The 19167-nt window shown below is 60.2% G+C and carries 17 protein-coding genes and 1 pseudogene; 1 reads left to right on the top strand and 17 read right to left on the bottom strand.

Annotated features, from left to right (window positions below):
- Positions 1 to 544: 544 nt before the first annotated feature.
- From LB552_RS18855 to LB552_RS18875, 5 genes are all read right to left on the bottom strand, one after another.
- Positions 545 to 3289, bottom strand: a complete 2745-nt coding sequence (locus LB552_RS18855; protein ID WP_224609209.1) for a DNA polymerase — start codon at positions 3287 to 3289, stop codon at positions 545 to 547.
- A gap of 81 nt (positions 3290 to 3370) precedes the next feature.
- The gene (locus tag LB552_RS18860) at positions 3371 to 4390 is read right to left on the bottom strand and encodes an SDH family Clp fold serine proteinase (protein ID WP_224609212.1); all 1020 of its coding nucleotides are present in this window, start codon (positions 4388 to 4390) and stop codon (positions 3371 to 3373) included.
- A gap of 134 nt (positions 4391 to 4524) precedes the next feature.
- The gene (locus tag LB552_RS18865) at positions 4525 to 4956 is read right to left on the bottom strand and encodes a hypothetical protein (protein WP_224609214.1); all 432 of its coding nucleotides are present in this window, start codon (positions 4954 to 4956) and stop codon (positions 4525 to 4527) included.
- Between the two features lie 10 nt (positions 4957 to 4966).
- Positions 4967 to 5467 carry a hypothetical protein gene (locus LB552_RS18870; RefSeq protein WP_224609217.1) on the bottom strand — a complete coding sequence of 167 codons (501 nt, stop codon included), beginning with the start codon at positions 5465 to 5467 and terminating at the stop codon, positions 4967 to 4969.
- 387 nt (positions 5468 to 5854) lie between these two features.
- Positions 5855 to 7651, bottom strand: a complete 1797-nt coding sequence (locus LB552_RS18875) for a recombinase family protein (protein ID WP_224609284.1) — start codon at positions 7649 to 7651, stop codon at positions 5855 to 5857.
- A gap of 122 nt (positions 7652 to 7773) precedes the next feature.
- Between LB552_RS18875 and LB552_RS18880 the strand changes: the two are divergent.
- Positions 7774 to 8673: pseudogene (locus LB552_RS18880) on the top strand (YifB family Mg chelatase-like AAA ATPase); the annotation flags it as partial.
- A gap of 28 nt (positions 8674 to 8701) precedes the next feature.
- Here the strand turns inward: LB552_RS18880 and LB552_RS18885 are convergent.
- The 12 genes from LB552_RS18885 to LB552_RS18940 form a co-directional block, all read right to left on the bottom strand.
- Entirely contained in the window at positions 8702 to 9289 is a 588-nt protein-coding gene (locus tag LB552_RS18885; protein ID WP_224609287.1) for a TetR/AcrR family transcriptional regulator, read from the bottom strand.
- A 30-nt stretch (positions 9290 to 9319) separates the two neighbouring features.
- Positions 9320 to 9901: a DUF308 domain-containing protein gene (locus LB552_RS18890; RefSeq protein WP_224609290.1), complete on the bottom strand. Its 582-nt coding sequence runs from the start codon at positions 9899 to 9901 to the stop codon at positions 9320 to 9322.
- A gap of 113 nt (positions 9902 to 10014) precedes the next feature.
- Positions 10015 to 12183: a malate synthase G gene (locus tag LB552_RS18895; protein WP_224609220.1), complete on the bottom strand. Its 2169-nt coding sequence runs from the start codon at positions 12181 to 12183 to the stop codon at positions 10015 to 10017.
- A 249-nt stretch (positions 12184 to 12432) separates the two neighbouring features.
- Positions 12433 to 14454 carry a hydantoinase/oxoprolinase family protein gene (locus tag LB552_RS18900; protein WP_224609223.1) on the bottom strand — a complete coding sequence of 674 codons (2022 nt, stop codon included), beginning with the start codon at positions 14452 to 14454 and terminating at the stop codon, positions 12433 to 12435.
- A 328-nt stretch (positions 14455 to 14782) separates the two neighbouring features.
- Positions 14783 to 15085, bottom strand: a complete 303-nt coding sequence (locus tag LB552_RS18905) for a cupredoxin family copper-binding protein (RefSeq protein WP_224609226.1) — start codon at positions 15083 to 15085, stop codon at positions 14783 to 14785.
- Between the two features lie 53 nt (positions 15086 to 15138).
- On the bottom strand, positions 15139 to 15765 hold the full coding sequence (locus tag LB552_RS18910; protein ID WP_224549836.1) for a CDGSH iron-sulfur domain-containing protein: 627 nt from the start codon (positions 15763 to 15765) through the stop codon (positions 15139 to 15141).
- Positions 15766 to 15821: 56 nt separating this feature from the next.
- Positions 15822 to 16412 carry an endonuclease domain-containing protein gene (locus LB552_RS18915; RefSeq protein ID WP_224609229.1) on the bottom strand — a complete coding sequence of 197 codons (591 nt, stop codon included), beginning with the start codon at positions 16410 to 16412 and terminating at the stop codon, positions 15822 to 15824.
- Positions 16413 to 16504: 92 nt separating this feature from the next.
- Positions 16505 to 16876 (bottom strand): hypothetical protein, encoded by a 372-nt coding sequence (locus tag LB552_RS18920; protein ID WP_224609232.1) that lies wholly within the window; start codon positions 16874 to 16876, stop codon positions 16505 to 16507.
- Between the two features lie 175 nt (positions 16877 to 17051).
- Positions 17052 to 17399, bottom strand: a complete 348-nt coding sequence (locus tag LB552_RS18925; RefSeq protein ID WP_140845287.1) for a hypothetical protein — start codon at positions 17397 to 17399, stop codon at positions 17052 to 17054.
- Between the two features lie 204 nt (positions 17400 to 17603).
- Complete coding sequence (locus LB552_RS18930; protein ID WP_224609234.1) at positions 17604 to 18125, bottom strand: hypothetical protein; 522 nt, start codon at positions 18123 to 18125, stop codon at positions 17604 to 17606.
- On the bottom strand, positions 18122 to 18634 hold the full coding sequence (locus LB552_RS18935; protein WP_224609237.1) for a hypothetical protein: 513 nt from the start codon (positions 18632 to 18634) through the stop codon (positions 18122 to 18124). Before LB552_RS18935 ends, LB552_RS18930 begins: the two co-directional genes overlap by 4 nt.
- A gap of 80 nt (positions 18635 to 18714) precedes the next feature.
- A complete protein-coding gene (locus LB552_RS18940; RefSeq protein WP_318012052.1) occupies positions 18715 to 19161 on the bottom strand; it encodes a very short patch repair endonuclease in 447 nt (148 codons plus the stop codon).
- Between the last annotated feature and the right edge of the window lie 6 nt (positions 19162 to 19167).

The raw sequence follows: 19167 nt of genomic DNA on the forward strand, positions 1-19167 counted from the left end.
AGGTCAACGGTGATCCTCGTTCCCCCTCCTTGGACTATGGGAAACGGATGCTTTGTCGTTGATTTTATGAAAAAAAGAAGAAATCCGTAGAAGTTTCATATGGGTGTGGGAGGAGAAACAACTACGGAAAATCAACTCCATCCCGAAGGGATGTCGTTATAATATTGATGAATTCCGTTAAATCAATTGGGATATGTGGGTTTTCTCGTAAACCCGTTTAATGATGACCGAATGACCTTCCAAGTTGTAGAAAGACACCGTCGAAAGGATGTTGATTTAGTGATAAAAAGGAGATCCGTAAAAGTTTTATATGGGTGTGGGGAAGAGAAACAATTACGGAAAAAGATGGTTATCCCGAAGGGATGCCGTCTAAATATATAAATAATTCAAACAATCCACACCCCATTCACCCCTATATACCCCTTTTCCTCTATTTTTTAAATAATTTAAATCCATTCACACCGCCAGGTAAAGCCCGGGCGAAATTTCGAAGGCCTGTCTGACGAGGTGTGTGGGGATTTGAGACGATGATGGCCTTTGAAATTTAGTTCGGGGTTTGCCGGGCCAAAAACAAATCCACATCCAATTCATAAAAATATTCCCTTTTTAACCTGTTCAAGGCCGCGACCGACCTGTCACTTTCAATCCATTGGTGAGGTTCGAATGTGTTCCGCTTGGCATTGTCCAGGTCGGATAACTGGCAAGGAATTCCCACCTCATTGAGGATTTCACAGAATCTGTTGTGCCGGATTTTCCCCATACGCTTCAGGACCAGATCGAATCCTGCCTGGTAGTGTTTGAACGCCCGTGTAAGGTCTCTCTTGGCCCTCTTTAGGTCGCCATCGGTTTTGCCGGAATACCGCAACACCGATTCGCTGGTTTTGCGTTTGGTGTCGATAAAATGCTGGAAAGCTCTCAGGTCCGGAACGGACCTGAGAATCCTGAAAGGATTCGTGGCCCATTTGTCCCAGGCCTCCCGGACGTTTTGGAATTCGTCGAAATCCTCGAGCGGCACCGAAGAAAATGACAAGTGGGTGTAGGTCTTCCCCTGGAATTCGACCGATCTGTCTAGGAGGTCGATTGGCCTTCGCTTCCAGTCGAATTCCATCGACAGCTTTTTGGTCACCGTCCTCATCACGAAATCAGCACCGAAGCGGATCATTTCCTTCAGCCCGACACCTGATTCGTAGGTCAGTGTCTGCCCTTCCGTCCGGTTGAAAAACAGTTCGACAATCCGCGCGTTTTCTTCTTCCGGCTGAAGGTCCCGCGTGTCCAGCTTGATACCGCCCTTTTGCAGGACGATGTTTTCGCCGGCTTTGTCGCCGAGCTTCAGCGTTGCCGACCCTCTAGTCCTCCAACCAACAGGCTGACGGATTGTATGTTTGACCTCCATGGGTGGATCGTCACGGCCAAGCTTGGCTTTTGCCTTCTTGAACGAGTCGAAAATTGGTCCGGCCTTGGCGTGTTCCAGGTCTGCGTCGTTGGCGTTGGACAAGAACCCATCAGTCGTCACGCTGAAAACCTGGACGGTATCGGGAAACCTGTTGAGTACTTCACCGAGAACGGCCCGAGTGTATGACGTGATGAACGCGGCGAAAAATGGCTGGGTTAGCTCGCTCTCTGGCAGTTCGACCATGTCATCAGCGCGAAGGTCATAGACCCGCTTCTTGCGCAACCCCTGCGCAGTCTTGCCATACGTGCTGTTTCCGACCTCTTTCCAGAACAGGTTGCCGAACGTTCCCTTCTTGAATTCCTTCCTCCGGCTAATGCAGTCGTTGATAAAGTCGGAGAATACCCCGACACCTTGTTCGACAGGCACCCTAACAGAACGACGAAGTTCCAGCTTTGCGCCGAGTTGCCTCGCCAGGGCCAATTCGGGAGCCGCACAACAGGCACGTCCCTTTCGTGGGAAGATAATCCCGTTGGCCGTTCGAACTGGCAGAGTAGGAAACCGGACCGATTGTGGAAATTCGAAATCGACTGATGCGTAAGCGAGGTCCAGCGCGTCGATTTTGTCGATTGCTACATCCCTCTCTATCTTCTCCCAGACCGGCTTGCACAGAAGCGTCATCGCCGTTGGATAGGCTGAGCTTAGATCGTGGTCCCGCCAGGTCCCCTCATCGCAGATCCCGTACATGAACTGCTCGTTTCGACCGCCATGATACGCCTCTGACACGAAATCCAGCTCGTAGTAGACCAGTTCCTGGTGAGGATGGATCGTCTTGGTAACTGAATAACCGAGCTTTTTGCTGAACGATTGGACCTTTTTCTCCTCGCGGCCCAGCACGTCATCGGGGTTCCATCCCTTTTGCTCCCATTGTGAGATTGCCAATTTGGAACCGAACGAGGTTAGCGTCAGAGGCATGGCGAACTTCCCGAATAGCTCGTCGTACTGGCGGATCAGCTGCTCGGCATACTGCGTGCAGATGTCCGCGTCTCGGATCGCGTATTCGCGGAAGAGTGGCCAGTTTTCCGCCCGAAATCGCTTCATCTGCGACTTGATTTCTCGTTCTTTCGCCGCTGTGCCCGCCAGTTCGATCTTGTTGAAGCCGAGCATCTTGCCGACATCTGCCAGCTGCTTCGCGTTGGCGGGAGCCAGAAGGATCGTGTCCCTTATCCTGATCTTGAATTCGGCGATCTCCTGCCCCTGCTCATCGACTAACTCCATTGGAATAGCTCGGTCGATCGACACGAACGTGCTGCGCACGTTGCTCATCGTGCTTTTTGCCTCGTCGGCAAATTCGTCGAACATCGGCAAGTCTGCCCGGGTGAAATGCCCGACCAGGTAGATATCGGTTGGCACCTTGTTGTCCGGATGCTCACCGATGAACGTGCCGATAGCTGCCGCGATGAAATCTCGCAGAAGCCACCGCTGTCCTTCGTTGGGAATTATGATCCCGCTGGACTGGACCGGCGTTTCGTCCCGTTGGTCTTGGGTGATCAGCCTTGCGCAGAACTGATAGGAGAGGATTTCGTTCTGGGCGCCCGCGGCTTCGGCCTTGGTCGGACCGACCGGCTCTCGGGACTGATATTCGGTGTCGAAACCAATGATCAGGTGTGCGGTGATAGGTGACTTTTTCTTGCCTCCCTTACGTTTTGGCGGAAGCAGGACGTTTTCAGGTGGGATGACGACTTTAACGGGCTGATCGTTTGGATCGATCGTGGCGAAATATGTTTGCTCGTTAAATGTTCGCTGTGTTTTGCCGGGTCTAGGCAACGCATCGATGTCACCAAGTGCGGTTGGGTCAGTTGCCTCGTGAGTAACGGCGGGCTCTTTAAGAATGTCCATGAAATCTCCCTTTGTTTTGCGCAAGCTGAAGGGGCTTCGCCCCGTAAGGGCGAAACCCTGAGTTCAACCAAATTGGGAGAGTTATGCCTGCCGCCGACCTTCTGGCCCGTCAGACCAGCCGGGATACGGCACAGTTTCGATGCCACAGTCTGGCATCTCGTCATTGTCCGGAATCCACCCGTCGTCGTCGGGTATCGAGCCGGAGTCTTTTGGCCCCTGGTCGCAATCCGGCGTCTCAGGAGCCATCGGCAGCTTTGTTCTGTGAAGGGTCCTAATGTTTATGACCCCCTCGGATGGTTGGCGGACCCCGTCGCCAAGCTCATTTGCCAACGCTAAGAGAGCGCCTTCTGCCAGCTGAACATACCGGAATAGGGACGTCGCTTGCGCGAAGTCGATCACGAAATCATGACAAGGATAGCCCTGAGCTAAGCTGATCACCGTACCTTCGTCAGCATTGCCTGACACTGATGCCAATTGGCTTCCGTACCTGATTCCCTGCTCCGTTCCGCGTTTCTGTCTGCCGAGAACTGCAGGGTCTATCCTTGCAACCAGCGGCGACACGATGCTGGTCGCCATTGATCCGCATATTTCCGAAGCGAGCCTGAAGCTGATACTGCCCTGACTAAGCGCGATGAGATTGACAACGGAAGTTTCGAAGAACTTGGCTGACGCCTGCATGACGGCTTCAAGAGAGGCTTGTGTGGACAAACTGGAATCCACGATTCCGAGTTCATCTCGTTGCAATCCTTGCGCATCAATCGGCCCGAGTTCCGCGAATGGAGACATCAATAGTCGATTGGCGCCAAGCGCAACGATCGTTCCGGCACTTTTGCACTGAGCCGGAATGAAGATATCGAAGTTGTCGTAGAGCGTTTGAAAAAGTCTGGAGATCTTGAAAGCAGCGGTATCAGAGCCGCCGGTGGTGATCAGAACTAGTATGACGTTGTCTGATCTTTGGGCAAATAGCACTTCCTTGCGAAGCGCTTCGTACCCTTTTTCGTCTATCGTTCCAGCGTACACATATATGTCGCTGGAGTATTCCTTTGAGGCCTTAAGGCCAAGTTTGCCGAGTTGAGTTTTCGAGGATGAAGATCCTGCCATGCGTTTCGAGTCCCTCCGTTGGCGCCTAGCAGGGGTGTCCCTGGAGGCGGAACGGGTAGATAGGTGCGACAAGTTGTCAGCGCAAGTCCCCCTGAAGAAAAAATAGCTAATTCTTGTAGGACACCCCTAATTGGCTAGGTGGTAGTCTCATCGGGATCGGATTCGACCTTACCCGGATCACCCACCGTGATGATATAAGTCATGTGGTTGCCCTTCGCCTGGGATTGCTTCCAAGCCCGGCCGCGATGATTGCCATCTAACAGATAATCGGATCCTAGGTATGATGCGATGACCATGGGACCATCACTGTCACGGCACTCGCCATTGGGGTTGGCAAGCTCAGCAAGAGCCTGTTTCGACCTGTATTCGACCGCTACGGTTGTATTTTCTGAATTTAGCTGCGGCACATTCTTGTTCCATAGCGCCTTACCATTCAGATGTTTGTGGAACAGCCGGTTAAGCGTCTGTTCTGGCGTGTCATTGGCCTTGCAATGATTGCTAACGTAGTTGGCGACCTCGCTCAGCGTGACTGAAATCACGGCGCTGCCCTCGACTGGATTAATCAATTGAATCTCCTCAACGATTGATCGGCAACACCCTAAAATCGTCACTGACCAACAGCTCTGAATTATTGTGCCCTATGAATTTCGCTATGTACGAAGTCGCACGACCCTCACCCGTCGAATTTCGATGATCGTGATCGAGAGCCTGGATATCCATCTCCCTAATCGAGAACCGTTCCTTGAACGCTTGAAACCATTGTTTGTCGGCTAACAGTTTTTGAAAACGCTCTCGAACTTCATCTCTGAAAATCCAGATCGAATGTATATGCGGGTTCTCCAGCTCTCCCATCGCTCTCCAGTATCTCGATCCGTTCATGTCCAGGCAACCGATTGCTAGTGGCTTTGACGGATCGAAGGACGGTCGATGGTAGTTCCGTCCAATCAGTTGCCGGCAGATGTGGTTGTACATGTCGGTGAACGTATCCAGCTCCGATTTCAGCTTGGGACTGTCGATTGAGGCGGAATCTTCAAGCCGCGCAATGCGACGGCTGTGATCGAATGAGATCGTGATCAAGAACCCGTTCCGTTTCTTGAATGTTGAGACGAAATCGAACCTGCTTTTGTGCTCGTCGATGAACTGATTGATCCTGTCATCGAACCAGCAGGCGTACTGAGATGTGATGGTCGTTGGAGAGCGATTTGAGAATGACTGCAACATGAGATTGGCTTTTTTTCAAAGGGATATAGACCCATCGGAATCCGGTGGGCGGAAAATGGATTTGGTGTTCGAAGTTGTGCGAGGATAAGCCGTCGGCACCGCTCGAAAACCGATGTCGAATGGGAAACTGAGAAAATCGGAAAAGGTGGTTCTGGAGGTTCTGAGAAGATAGCCGGGTAACCCGACGGCCTATTTATGGCGATGAGATCGCAAGGCCTTTCGGCGGAATAGAAAATCTCTCGCTCACTGAGCCGAAGCAGGCTCGTCGAATACGTTGTCCCACCCATCGGACCGGCCGATCGGCATGCCGCGATCACTGCCTGAGATTGCGCCGTCTTTGTTGACGAGAACTTCGGCGACGAAACTTGCCGGATCATCGTTTTCCAGGATCACCCGCCGAGACACACCATCTGTAAGAACCACAGTGAAGCTTTTGTTGTACCGCTGCGCCTGTCGATCGGATCGTTCGATGATATCTAAAAGCCGGTTGCGCTCCTGCGGGTCAACATCCGTAGCATCCAGTAGGGCAGCGGCTTTGCCTTGCCGAGGTCGGGAGCCCTCCACCTCTAACTTGAGTTCTGCGACGATTTCGCGGAGCTTTGTTGCCAACATCGAACGCTGTGAAAACGCCTCAGGGCCGTCCATCTGTTGAAGTTGGTCGATCAAAAGCCGCAGCTCATCCGGTGAAATAGACTGCTGCTCGCGAATTTCCTGCCGCTGACGATCAACGTCCGCGATCTGCTGCTCGACTGAAACCAACTCGGCTTCGCATTCCCGCAATTTGGTTGTCAGAAACTCGACCGAAATGGCGCCGTCGTCGATCAGCGCATATGTCCGTTCTCGCTTTAGTTCTAGCTCGCTCTTTTTCTCCGCCAAAGCGACCGCACGTTCGTCTAGGATCAGCACCTCGGATTTTTGCGACGACGCCCTTAGCATCTCAGCCAGATCGATCTCCTTGACGAATAGGAAAAACGACCTTTCGAAATCCTGGTACCGCCAAGCCGTCGGAACACAATCCAATCCGCGCAAGGCCTGGCTGCATTTCAGGTAAGTTCCACCCCCCGGGCCGATGCCCTTGTTTAGGAAATGCATCGGAGAGCCGCAGTACCCGCATTTAGCTAGGTGGGTGAACAGGTTGCGCAACGCCTCTCCCTTGCGTCCTCCACCTTCGATCCTGCGCTTTCCGCGGGCAAATTGTGCTCGAAGAAACGAGTCCTCATCGATGATTTGTGGGTAATAGTCTGGAATCGGATCACCGAGCGGAACCCGCTTTCCATTCTGTTTGGTATGTGGCTGGAACTCGCCAAGTACCGCCCGGGCCTGGAGAATCTTGGTGACGTAAGACTGTACCCATCCGGTTGATCTCCCGAATGCGGGGACACCGGAATCATTCAGCCGTCGCGTAATGACGAATGATCCTAGGCCGGTGGCACTGTCCTCGAATATCCGTCTGACAACATGTGCCCGATCGTCGATCACGTGAAAATTTTTGCGGTCCTCTGACAGCTCCAGCCACGCAGGGCAAAGACCGGTAAGCTTCTTTTCGCCTACAGCCCTTCGTTTGGCGTCCCAGGCAGCGGAAAGCCGCTGACTTTTCATCTCCGATTCTTCATTTGCACGTGCCATCACGACGATCGACATGATCAGCTGCGCAAATTCTGCTTCTCCTGCCTTATAGAGCTGGTTGTCGGATAGAGTGACGAGATTGATTCCGTTCGAGGTGATGTCGAAGAACAGAGAGACCGAGGCATTGAGCTTTTGGCGGGAAAGGCGGTCAAAAGACTCCACCAGAAGGTACGAACCCTTTGGAATCCTGCCAGTCTTCACCGCATCTAGGAATTTTCCAAGGGCGCCCGAGGAGACGTTGTCACCCTTGAATGCCGAAACGCCGATATCCTCTAGCCTGAAGTCTTCGACTAGCTCAAGGTCATGTTCGACAGCGTACTGCTTGGACCTCTCCGTCTGCCGTCGCAAACTGTCGCCCTTAAGCTGGATGTCGGTGGACATCCGGACGTAGGAATAGGCGAGCGGTCTTTTCAGGGGAACCTCCGATTTTGGTACGACTTAATACGCTACAATGATGTCAGTTTCCAACCGCCGCATTCCAATTTAATACCCTACACTACCTTGATAACGTGCTATATTAAATGATTTTAATAGCACACAATATCCTCATGGTCGGGCCGCCCGGCTCGGGCAAGTCGATGCTGGCGCAGCGCCTGCCCTCGATCCTGCCGCCGCTGGCGCCGAAGGAGCTGCTCGAAGTGTCGATGATCGCTTCCGTTGCTGGCGAGCTCGGCGAAGGCAAGCTGACCGACCGGCGGCCGTTCCGCGCCCCGCATCATTCGGCCTCGATGGCGGCGATGGTGGGCGGCGGGCTGCGCGCGCGTCCGGGCGAGGTCTCGCTCGCCCATCACGGCGTGCTGTTCCTCGACGAGTTGCCGGAATTCACGCCGCAGACATTGGATGCGCTGCGCCAGCCGCTGGAAACCGGCGACTGCATGATCGCGCGCGCCAACCACCGCGTCACCTATCCGGCGCGCATCCAGCTGGTGGCGGCGATGAATCCGTGCCGCTGCGGCATGTCGGGCGAGCCCGGCTATCGCTGCCTGCGCGGCGACCGCTGCCGCACCGAATACCAGGCGCGCATTTCCGGCCCGCTGCTCGACCGCATCGACCTCAGGATCGAGGTGCCGGCGGTGTCGGCAAGCGACTTGATCCGGCCGGACAAGGCCGAGACGAGCGCGGCGGTGGCGCAGCGCGTGGCGCGTGCGCGGGCCATGCAGCGCGAGCGGCTGGAAAGGCTGGGCGCCGGCGCCACCACCAACGCGCACTGCCCGCCCTCGATCATCGAGGAGATCGCCAAGCCCGATAGCGCCGGGCTGACGCTGCTCAAGGACGCCAGCGAAAAGCTCGGCTTTTCGGCGCGGGCCTATCACCGCGTGCTGAAGGTGGCGCGCACGCTGGCCGACCTCGACGCCAGCGAAACCGTCGGCCGCATCCATCTCGCCGAGGCGATCTCCTATAGGATGAGCGCGGAGCGCATGGCGCAGGCGGCGTGAAGCGGGCGTATCGGGCTTTCATCCCTCTTCAATCTTGCGCCGGGATCAGCTTCTGCAGCGTCGGTGCCAGGATCATGGCGAAGCTCGATCCATCGCCATAGGCCCGCGCGGAAATCATCGCCCCGTGCACGGTCGCCATGAAGGCTTCCGCCTCCACGCGCGGCGCGGCGGCGATCGTCAATGTGCCTTGCGCGGCGCCGCGCTCGATGACGCCGGTCAGCCACCCCGAGAGAAACCGGAAATAGGCCCGGACCTCCGCGGCCACCTCAGGCGGAAGGGCCGGAAGCTCGCTGGCAAGCAGCGCGCAGACGCAGATCGGCCTGCTCGCATCCTCGATGCACTGCGCCCAGAAGTCGGCATAGGTGCGCAGCAACTGAGGCGGCGCAGGCACACTGCGCTCGAGCTCCGTCATGCCCGTCACGGCATCCTCGAGGTAGCGCCTGACCAGGCTTTGCACCAGGTCGACCTTGCTCGGGAAATGATGATGGATGCTGGCTTTGCGGATACCGACCACGTCGGCGATATCTGCATAGCTGAATCCGTTATAGCCGCCGGCGACGATGAAGCTTCGCGCGGCGGCCAGTATGTCATCGGCGGTGTTCGACGGCTTGTCCATAGACATGCCTAACCTCCGGCGGAGGAAATCTCAACGCACGGCCTGCGGCGACTTGCGAAGGATATCGCTGACCGACAGCCACACGGCGGACACGAGGAAGTAGAAGGCGCCGAAAGCGGCATAGGGCGCGACATTGGCGATGCCGATGGCCTCGGCGCCGCCCGCCATCTTGACAAAAAAGAGGCCGGCCAGCGCCGATTGCGCGCCGCTCAGGATCATCGCCCATTGGGCGCCGTTACTCTTCCAGCGACGCGCCGCGGTGAGAAGCTGAAACGCGCCGGAGACGACCGCCCAGACCCCATAGACCGCGAGCACCGCATTCATGCTGCGGCCAAGCGCGATGGCAACCGCGATCGCGGTGAGGATGCTGACGGCGAGATTAAGCAACTGCGACTTGTTGCGGCCCAAGCCGCCGCTGCGCTGCGCGTCGATATAGTTCGCGAGCGCGTCCCAGAGGGGATAGGCAACCAGCATGACCGCGGCGAGCGTCGGAACCGACTTCGCGAAGGTGAAGGCTACCGCGACCCAGGCCGCCGACACGGCAAACCGCAGAAAATAGTAGCTTTTGAGCCAGCCGTTTGAGGACTGGGCATGGTTCATTCGTGCAGGCATGACGGTTCCTTTCATTCAATTGCCTACCAACTAGTAGGTAGATTGAAAATCGTCAATGCCTCGCCGATCACCTCGATATCTCATTTACGTGATCGGCGCCCGCTTGCGCCGCGCTACTGCTCGCGCGCCTTCAGCTCCAGTCGCCGCTTATGCAGCACCGGCTCGGTATAGCCGTTCGGCTGCACCGTACCCTTGAACACCAGGTCGCAGGCGGCCTGGAAGGCGATGGAATTGTCGAAATCCGGCGCCATCGGGCGGTAGAGCGGGTCGCCGACATTCTGGCGGTCGACGATGGCCGCCATGCGCTGCAGCGAGTCTCTCACCTGGATTTCCGAGCACACCTTGTGGCGCAGCCAGTTGGCGATGTGCTGCGAGGAGATGCGCAGCGTGGCGCGGTCCTCCATCAGGCCGACATCGTTGATATCGGGCACTTTCGAGCAGCCGACGCCCTGGTCGATCCAGCGCACGACGTAACCCAGGATGCCCTGCGCGTTGTTGTCGAGCTCGCGCTGGATCTCGTCCGGCGTCCAGTTCGGCCGCCTTGCTACCGGCACCGACAGGATATCGTCGAGCTTCGCCTTCGGCCGGCTCCTCAGCGCCGCCTGCACGGCGTGCACGTCGACCTTGTGGTAATGCGTGGCGTGCAGCGTCGCCGCCGTCGGCGACGGCACCCAGGCAGTGTTGGCGCCGGCCTTGGGATGCGCGATCTTCTCAACCAGCATCGCCGCCATCATATCCGGCATCGCCCACATGCCTTTGCCGATCTGGGCGTGGCCGGCGAGCCCGCATTCCAGGCCGGTGTCGACATTCCAGGCCTCATAGGCGGAAATCCAGGCGGCCTGCTTCATATCGCCCTTGCGGATCATCGGGCCGGCTTCCATCGAGGTGTGGATCTCGTCGCCGGTGCGGTCGAGGAAGCCCGTGTTGATGAACACCACGCGCTCCTTCGCCGCGCGGATCGCTTCCTTGAGGTTGACGGTGGTGCGCCGCTCCTCGTCCATGATGCCCATCTTGATGGTGTTCTTCGCCATGCCGAGCAGCGCCTCGACACGGTCGAAAATCTCGACGGCGAAGGCGACCTCTTCCGGTCCGTGCATCTTCGGCTTCACCACATACATAGAGCCGGCGCGGGAATTCATCCGCCGCCCGTTCGGGCCGACATCGTGCAGCGCGATCAGCGCCGTGATCGCCGCATCCATGATGCCTTCCGGCACCTCATGGCCGTCGCGATCCAGGATCGCCGGATTGGTCATCAGATGGCCGACATTGCGCACCAGCATCAGCGAGCGGCCGGGCAGCGTAAGCGTGCCCCCGCCGCGCGAGGTGTAGGTGCGGTCCGTGTTGAGCTTGCGGACGAAGGTCTTGCCGCCCTTGGTGATCTCTTCGGCCAGGTCTCCCTTCATCAGGCCAAGCCAGTTGCGATAGACGACGACCTTGTCCTCGGCATCGACGGCGGCGACCGAATCCTCGCAGTCCTGGATGGTGGTCAACGCGGCCTCGAGGAGGACGTCGGCGATGCCGGCCGGATCGGTCCTGCCGATCTGGTTGGCGCGGTCGATCACGATCTCGATATGCAACCCGTTCTTGACCAGAAGCACCGCTTCCGGATTGGCGGCATCGCCGCGATAGCCAACGAACTGCCTTGGATCGGCGAGCGTCGTGGCGCCGGCGCCCTCGCCCGCTTTCAGCGCGCCATTCGCCACCGACAGCCCGTTGACGCCGGCCCATTTGCCTGTTGTCAGCGGCACCGACTGGTCGAGGAAATCCTTCGCCCAGGCAATCACCTTGGCGCCGCGCGCCGGATTGAAGCCCTTGCCCTTCTCGGCGCCGCCGGTTTCGGGAATGGCGTCGGTGCCGTAGAGCGCATCATAGAGCGAACCCCAGCGCGCATTGGCGGCGTTGAGCGCATAGCGCGCATTCATCACCGGCACGACGAGCTGCGGCCCGGCAACGACCGCAATCTCGGGATCGACATGTTCCGTGCTGACGCTGAAGTCCGGCCCTTCCGGCACCAGATAGCCGATCTCCTTGAGGAAATTCTTGTAGGCCTCCATGTCGATCGGCGCGCCATTGGCGCGATACCAGAAGTCGAGCTTTTCCTGCATGGCGTCGCGCTTGGCGAGCAGCGCGCGGTTCTTCGGCGCGAGGTCGTGGACGATGGCTGAAAAGCCGGTCCAGAATTTTTCCGCGTCGATGCCGGTGCCGACTACCGCCTCCTCGGCGACGAAGTCGTGGAGCTCCCGGGCAATCCGCAACCCGGCGATCTCGATGCGGTCGGTCATCTGCACGTCTCCAGATAGGTGGCTTGCCGGGCGTTTGGCATGTTTGGGGTTGCGGGGTCAATTCAGCTTAGGGTGTAGAGGGGCGCGGCCTTTTCCTTCTCCCCTTGTGGGAGAAGGTGGATCGGCGCGCAAGCGCCGAGACGGATGAGGGGTGTTCCAGCGGAGTGAGACGCTGGCTTTCCCTGGAGCACCCCTCATCCGGCGCGCTTCGCGGCCACCTTCTCCCACAAGGAGAGAAGGAAAAGGCGCTCACACCGCAATCCGCGGCCGCCCCGACGCCACGGCCACCACATGCGCCTCGATGAACATGCGCTGGCCCTCGATGGTCGAGACCTTGAACTCAGTGGAAACGTGAATCTCGGCGCTGTCGGTGCCCGCGTCCTTGGCGCGATCGGCGGCGAGCGCCCGCACATCGGCTTGCGCCGCTTCGATCGCCTTGTCCTCCTCGGTGAAATCGCGCACCGTCTGCCCTGACGCCAGCCGGAACAGGCCTTCCTTGGGCTGGCTGATGCGGGCTTCGGCCGAGACGCGCACCTGGCCGACCACGGCGCCGAGCGCGTTGGCGACATCGGTGTCTTCCGGCACGATGCAGCCATTGCCGACCAGCGGCGGCAGGCCGGCATAATGCAGCGGCGCCGAGGCGCCGAGCCCGATGACCGGGCGGTCGAGCGCGACGGTGAAGCGGGCGATGCCGGGATGGGCGTCGACCGCGCGCTGCACCAGCGCATGCGCGACGGTGGCGGCGCCGTCCAGCCCGTCCTCGGCAAAGGCGGTTTCCAAAATATATTCGGCCGACCAGCGGGTCAGCGTGACGAGCACGCGATCGGAAATCTCCTCCGGCGTCGCCGCGATCGTCTGGCCGCGGCCGTCGCGGCGGCGGGCGAAAAGCTCGGCGCCGAGCCGGGCGATGGCGGCGTGCCAATTGCCCTGCTTGCCGAGCACATGGGCGGCGTCGGACGGCGTGAAGCCCGAGATATGCACCAGCCCGCGCGCGACCAGCCGGTTCAGCGTGGCGTTCTGCGCGTTTGAAGCGAGCAGCCGGTCAAGCGCCAGCGGCGTGGCGCCGATCGTCTCGTAGAGCTTCGCTTCCGGCCCGGTGAGGCCGGCGGCGAGCCGGTCCGGCACGCCTGTGCGCAGGGCAAAGCGCCCGTCCATGCGGCCGGGATTCGGCGTGCGCAGCTGGCGCTCCAGCTCGGCGGTGACGGCCTCGCCATGCACCATGCCGGATAGCGCCAGCGGCACCAGGCGGCGCGGCCCAAGCAGGATCTTCGGGTCGAGCGCGCCGTCTTCCAGCGTCACTTCGGAATCGCCGCCGAGGCCGAATGTGCGCATGGCGACAGCCTCGACCATGGTGCGGAAGCCGCCGACGGTGGCGCCTTCCGGATCAAGCCGCGGCCGGCCGCCGTCGAGCACGGCGACATCGGTGGTGGTGCCGCCGATATCCGAGACCATGGCGTCGTCCAGCCCGGTCATGTGGCGCGCGCCGACCAGGCTGGCGGCCGGGCCGGACAGAATCGTCTCGATCGGCCGCTGGCGGGCAAACGCCGCCGACACCAGCGCGCCGTCGCCGCGCACCACCATCAACGGCGCGGCGATGCCGCGCTTGGCCAGAAACCCTTCGGTCGCCGCCACCAGCCGGTCGATCATCGAGATCAGGCGCGCGTTGAGCAAGGTGGTGAGCGCGCGGCGTGGGCCGCCGAGCTTGGCCGAAAGCTCGTGACTGGCGGTGACCGGCAGGCCGGTCTTGTCGCGGATCAGGTCGCGGGCCGCCAACTCATGCGCCGGATTGCGGGTGGCGAAATAGGCGCAGACGGCAAAGCCCGACACCGAGCCGCCCAGTTCCGGCAGCGCCGCCTCGAGCCCGGAAAGGTCCAGTTTTGCCGCATTGCCATGCACGTCATGGCCGCCGGGCAAGAACACCACCGGATCGGTGCCAAGCGCCGTCTTCAGCCCGTCGCGCGCGAGGTCGGCCTCGGAAAAGCCGATCATCACCAGCGCCACGCGCCCGCCCTGGCCCTCGACCAGCGCGTTGGTGGCGAGCGTCGTCGACATCGAAACCAGTTTTATCGAGGCAGGATCGGTCCTGGATTGTTCCAGCACCGCGTCGACCGCGCCGGAAATACCGACGGCGAGATCATGGCGCGTGGTCAGCGACTTCGCCTTGGCCAGCACCTTGCCCTTCGGGCCGCCTTCCTCCGACCACAGCACCGCATCGGTGTAGGTGCCGCCGGTGTCGATGCCGAGGAAGAGAGGGGGAGGCTTGGCGGTCATTTTGCATGCAGTCCGGGGCGAGGGCTTGTTGCGAAGCCCTTAGCCGATACGGGCGGATGGATAAAGGTTGGAAGGGTGGGCCAAGAGCGCTGGCGCCGGATCTTTATTGAGACGTCGGCGCGAGGCCCCCCTCTCTGGCCTGCCGGCCATCTCCCCCTCAAGGGGGGAGATTGGCAGCCTGGGCGCCGGCGCTCTCCTTGCTACGTTGGCGGTTTGGCGAAAGCGGCGGCGACATCTGATCTCCCCCCTTGAGGGGGAGATGCCCGGCAGGGCAGAGAGGGGGGCCTCGCGCCGGCCTGCGCAGCAGTCTTTCAAGCGCCGGCGTTTCCTATTTCGCCGTGACGGTGCCCGTCATCGAGCTGTGGATCGCACAATGAAACGGATGCGCGCCGGCGGCCGATATCTTGACCTTGGCGCGCTTGCCTTTGGCGAGTTGGCCGGTATCGAAGGAACCGTCATCCGCCGTGGCGGTGTGCGTCTTGGAATCGGCGTTGGTGAAGGTCACGGTGTCGCCAACGGCGACACTGATCTTGGCCGGATGGAATTTCATGTCCTTGATCTCAACCGCGTGGTTTGCGGCGAAGGTGGGCATTGCGACGGCAAGCAAGGCAAGGGCGAGCATGGTGCGCATGGTGGATTCCTCCTGAGAGTCCTCCCCCTAAGCTAAGGCGGGCGCGGCGTTTGTCATGCCACGAACCCCACTCTTTTATGCGACCCGTCGCAAAACGGCTTGTTGGCCGAATGCCCGCAGCGGCAGAGGAAAACCTTGGTGGTCCGCGCGATGGTATGCCCGGTGCCGGTGACGATCTCCGCATTGCCTTCAACCTTGAGCGGGCCGTTGACGGTAGGCGTGACCGTCAGTGGGCCGTCCCGCGCCTCCAGCACCTGCGCCTCCTTCAGCGGCGGCTCGCCTGTGGCGGTGAAGCCGGCCTTGATGTGGCTGTTGTCGCAGAACGGCTTGTTCTGCGACAGGCCGCAGCGGCAGAGCGTTGCGCGCAGGAAGGTCTCCTCGCCGAGCACGATCTCGGCATGCACGGCCAGCGGCCCGTTCTCGCGCAACCGCACGGTGTTGACCAGCGGCGGCTTCTCCTGCGGCCCGCCATCTTTTCTGGTGTAGGTGATGGCGCCCGACGGGCAGTTTTCCGCCAGCGCCACGACCTGCTCGACGCTTGCCGCGTCAGGGTGGATCCACTCGCCCGGCGCGTTGGGCACGAAGACATGCGGGTTGCCGAGCACACAATTGCGCGAATGGATGCAACGCTTGCCGCTGAAGGAAACGTCGATCTTCTCGCCTTCGACCGTGCCTGCCATGTGGGTGGGGTCTCCTGTTGGGTTGAGGCGAGGCTAGGGCGATGGTGAGAGGGGCGTCAAGAATGAACTCCCCTTCTCCCCTTGTGGGGTGAGAAGCGGTCCGCGTTAGCGGACGAAAAGCCAATTGCTTGGCTTTTCGAGCTTCGAACGCCCTGAGCCTGCGAAGGGCCGGGTGGTGGCTCGGCGCGCAGCGCCGAGACGGATGAGGGGTGCTCCAGCTTGGCAGGAACGCCGATGCACCGCTGCCGCCAGGGTTGCAGACTCTCATCCCTCACATAGGCAATGATGGTGTCGCAGACAGCATCCAAATCCTTCAGCACATCGTCGTTCCAGAACCGCAGCACGCGAAAGCCCCTGACTTTCAGCTCGGCATCGCGTTCCTGGTCATGGCGCGATTCCGCATGCTGGCTGCCGTCAATCTCAACGACGAGCTTGGCCTCGGCGCAAAGGAAATCCGCCACGAACCGACCAATCGGCACTTGCCGCCTAAATTTGATGTTGTCGAGACGACGACCGCGCAATTCCTGCCATAGACGGTCCTCCGCGTCGGTCGACTCACGGCGCATCGACCGAGCGAAATTCCTTTTGGCCGGGGTTACGGGTTGGGGGGCATGGCAGAAGACTGGCCGATGTAGGTGATGGCTCAAATATCCGGCGTCTCACTCCGCTGGAGCACCCCTCATCCGTCTCGGCGCTGCGCGCCGATCCACCTTCTCCCACAAGGGGAGAAGGAGAAGAGCTACTCCTCCAGGTCGATCTCCTCGGTCTGGCCGCCGCTGCAGGTGTAGCAGCAGTCCTCGCAGGTTTCCTTGTTGTTGGGGCCGACGCCCCAATAGGTTTCTTCATCGCCGTCGACCCAGGCGCCGTAGCAGATCTTCTCGCCCTCGTTGCACGAGATCGGCAATTGCTTGGTCTCGCCGTCGTCGAGATAGAAATCCTTGCCCTCGCCCGGCCAGACATAGTCGCGGTCCTGGCTGTAGAGCTCGACGCGCATGGCGTTGGGATGATTGTTCTTGATCTGGAAGGTGACGTCGCCGGCACGGGCGGCGGGCGCGATGAGGACGGCAAGCGAAAGCGCGGCGGCAACGCGGCGCGCGAAGGTGGAAGACATGAGAACCCCCGGTCGAATCGGCCCCTGCGGCCGATGGCTGGATGATGACATGGCGGGCGCATATGCCAAGGGGTGGCGGCGAAAAATGGCTGACGCAATTTGGGGTGATTGGTGAGACCGTAGCGATTGGCCGATCTCCCCCTCTTGGGGGGAGATTGGCAGCTTCGACGCCCCGCTACTCCGCCAGATCCACCGTCTCGGTCGAATGCTCGGTGCAGATGAAGCAGCAGGTGTCGCAGGGCTGGTCGTTGTCGGGGCCGACCCCAGCGGTGACGGAATCGTCGCCATTCACCCAGGCGCCCCAGCAGATATGCTCGCCCGGCTCGCAGGAGATCGGCACGGACTTTCGCGCCTTCGGGCGGATGAGGAACACCTTGTCGTCGCCCGGCCAGACTTTTTGGCTGTCGCGGCTGAACAGCTCGACCGCGACGCCGTCCGAACGCTGGTTGCGCACGAAGACCGACATGTCGGCGGCTAAAGCCGGCGAGGTGAGCAGAAGGAAGGCGAGCAGAGCGCGAATCATGGCAAGGTCCCCCAGGAGGGAAGTAGAGCACGGGTGGGCGCGAGGCGCGACCTCCCCTTCCCCCCTTGTGGGGGAAGGTGGCTCGGCGCGCAGCGCCGAGACGGATGAGGGGTGTTCCAGGGAAAGCCGACGTCTCACTCCGCTGGAACACCCCTCATCCGGCCGCTTCTCGGCCACCTTCTCCCACAGGGGGAGAAGGGAAAGTCAGCGCCTCACCACATGCGGCGCGAATGTCCTCACCGCGTCCACCATCTCCTCTCCCCGCACGTCGAGCGAGGAGATTTCCATATGCACGATGTTCCGGCCGAAGGGCATCAGGCCGAAGGCGTTGGCGGAGGAATAGCGGATTGCGTCGGGCGGCTCCTCGGTGAGCTCGAAATTGAGCATCGCCGCGCCCTTGCCGCCGGCGGCGAGCCGCACGCTCCGCACCTTGCTCCACGGCACCAGCACGTCGCCGGCGCGAGCATCGCGGAAACCCTGGCGGTTCAGCACCACCTTGACCGAATTGTCGAAGGCGCCGCGAGCGATGAATACGCCGAGGCCCAGGCAGGCGACAGCGAGCAGCGCGATCCACAGCACATGCCCGCTGTTGGCCCCCCAAGTCACGCCCTGCAGCGCACCGAAGCCGAAAATGCCGCCGAGCAGGAACGGCCCGACGGCGGGCAGGATCTTTCCCGACGGGCTGTTACGGATTTCGAGCGGCGCGGGCATCGCCTTCGCGCTCAACGCTCCGGCTTCAGCAAGGCCCAGATCCAGCCGATGAAGGTCAGCACCAGGAACGGATAGCCGAGCGCCGGCAGCGGCGCCGAGATGGGCAAGAGCGGCGCGCCCCACAGGATCATCAGGACGGAGACGGAGAACAGCACGGCGGCGACGGAGGCCATGAGCCGTATCCAAAGCGCGAAAGTGGCCTGCGCGCTGACCATCACCAGCCCCGCCGCCCACAACGCAATGCCGCCGGCATAGGAAGGCACGCTGGCCTGCAGGCCCGCCGCATTGCCGGCCAGAAGCAGGCTTTCGCCGGCCAGGAAGGTGAGGAACCCGGCCGCGACGAGATCATTGCCGAGCCGCTGGTATTTCATGGTGAGCAGCGCCGTGGCGACGACGATGCCGACGCCATCGATGGTCCACAGCGTCTCGCGCAGCGCATCGCCGGCAACGAACGTGCCCGCGATGCCCAAAGCGCCGCCGATGGCGAGGCCGATCGCGGCGATGGTGTCCGAGGTGGAGCGCATGTGCGTCGCCCCAAGCTGGGGAGAGGATACGCCGATGTGGAGCGCTGGAGAAGCGAGATTGAGGATGAAAGTATGTCGATCTAACTATGTGCCTCAAGGAAGCTGGCAACTTTTGGGTTAAGCGACTCTAAGTCCGACGTCTCGCATTCCCATACTATCATAACTCTCCAACCGATCTGACTTAGCTCAGAAATCTTCCTCGCATCTCGCTCTATGTTCGCTCGAAATTTGGCTTCCCAAAACTCTTTTCTGGCTTTTGGGGTTGTCGCTTTTGGGCAGCCGTGATGCCGGTGCCAGAAGCAGCCATGCACAAAGATGGCAGCTTTTCTAGGCCCAAACACGATGTCCGGTGACCCAGGCAACTTGGCCTGATGCAATCGATATCGATATCCAAGGGAGTGAAGGTGCCTTCGAAGGATGAGTTCCGGCTTGGTATTTTTCGAGCGCACCTTCGACATCAGGTGACGTCTGGCAGCGGGAACGTTTTCAAACAGCGTCATCTTTTGAAAGGATGTTTTCTGTGGCATTAGAAA

It is taken from the genome of Mesorhizobium sp. CA7 (assembly GCF_020165015.1).
In the GTDB taxonomy this organism is placed as follows: Bacteria; Pseudomonadota; Alphaproteobacteria; order Rhizobiales; family Rhizobiaceae; genus Mesorhizobium.

Coding starts and splice junctions, on each gene's coding strand:
- LB552_RS18855 (WP_224609209.1), bottom strand. CDS start 3,289: ATGGACATTCTTAAAGAGCCCGCCGTTACTCACGAGGCAACTGACCCA.
- LB552_RS18860 (WP_224609212.1), bottom strand. CDS start 4,390: ATGGCAGGATCTTCATCCTCGAAAACTCAACTCGGCAAACTTGGCCTT.
- LB552_RS18885 (WP_224609287.1), bottom strand. CDS start 9,289: ATGGACAAGCCGTCGAACACCGCCGATGACATACTGGCCGCCGCGCGA.
- LB552_RS18890 (WP_224609290.1), bottom strand. CDS start 9,901: ATGCCTGCACGAATGAACCATGCCCAGTCCTCAAACGGCTGGCTCAAA.
- LB552_RS18895 (WP_224609220.1), bottom strand. CDS start 12,183: ATGACCGACCGCATCGAGATCGCCGGGTTGCGGATTGCCCGGGAGCTC.
- LB552_RS18900 (WP_224609223.1), bottom strand. CDS start 14,454: ATGACCGCCAAGCCTCCCCCTCTCTTCCTCGGCATCGACACCGGCGGC.
- LB552_RS18905 (WP_224609226.1), bottom strand. CDS start 15,085: ATGCGCACCATGCTCGCCCTTGCCTTGCTTGCCGTCGCAATGCCCACC.
- LB552_RS18910 (WP_224549836.1), bottom strand. CDS start 15,765: ATGGCAGGCACGGTCGAAGGCGAGAAGATCGACGTTTCCTTCAGCGGC.
- LB552_RS18920 (WP_224609232.1), bottom strand. CDS start 16,876: ATGTCTTCCACCTTCGCGCGCCGCGTTGCCGCCGCGCTTTCGCTTGCC.
- LB552_RS18925 (WP_140845287.1), bottom strand. CDS start 17,399: ATGATTCGCGCTCTGCTCGCCTTCCTTCTGCTCACCTCGCCGGCTTTA.
- LB552_RS18935 (WP_224609237.1), bottom strand. CDS start 18,634: ATGCGCTCCACCTCGGACACCATCGCCGCGATCGGCCTCGCCATCGGC.
- LB552_RS18940 (WP_318012052.1), bottom strand. CDS start 19,161: ATGCCACAGAAAACATCCTTTCAAAAGATGACGCTGTTTGAAAACGTT.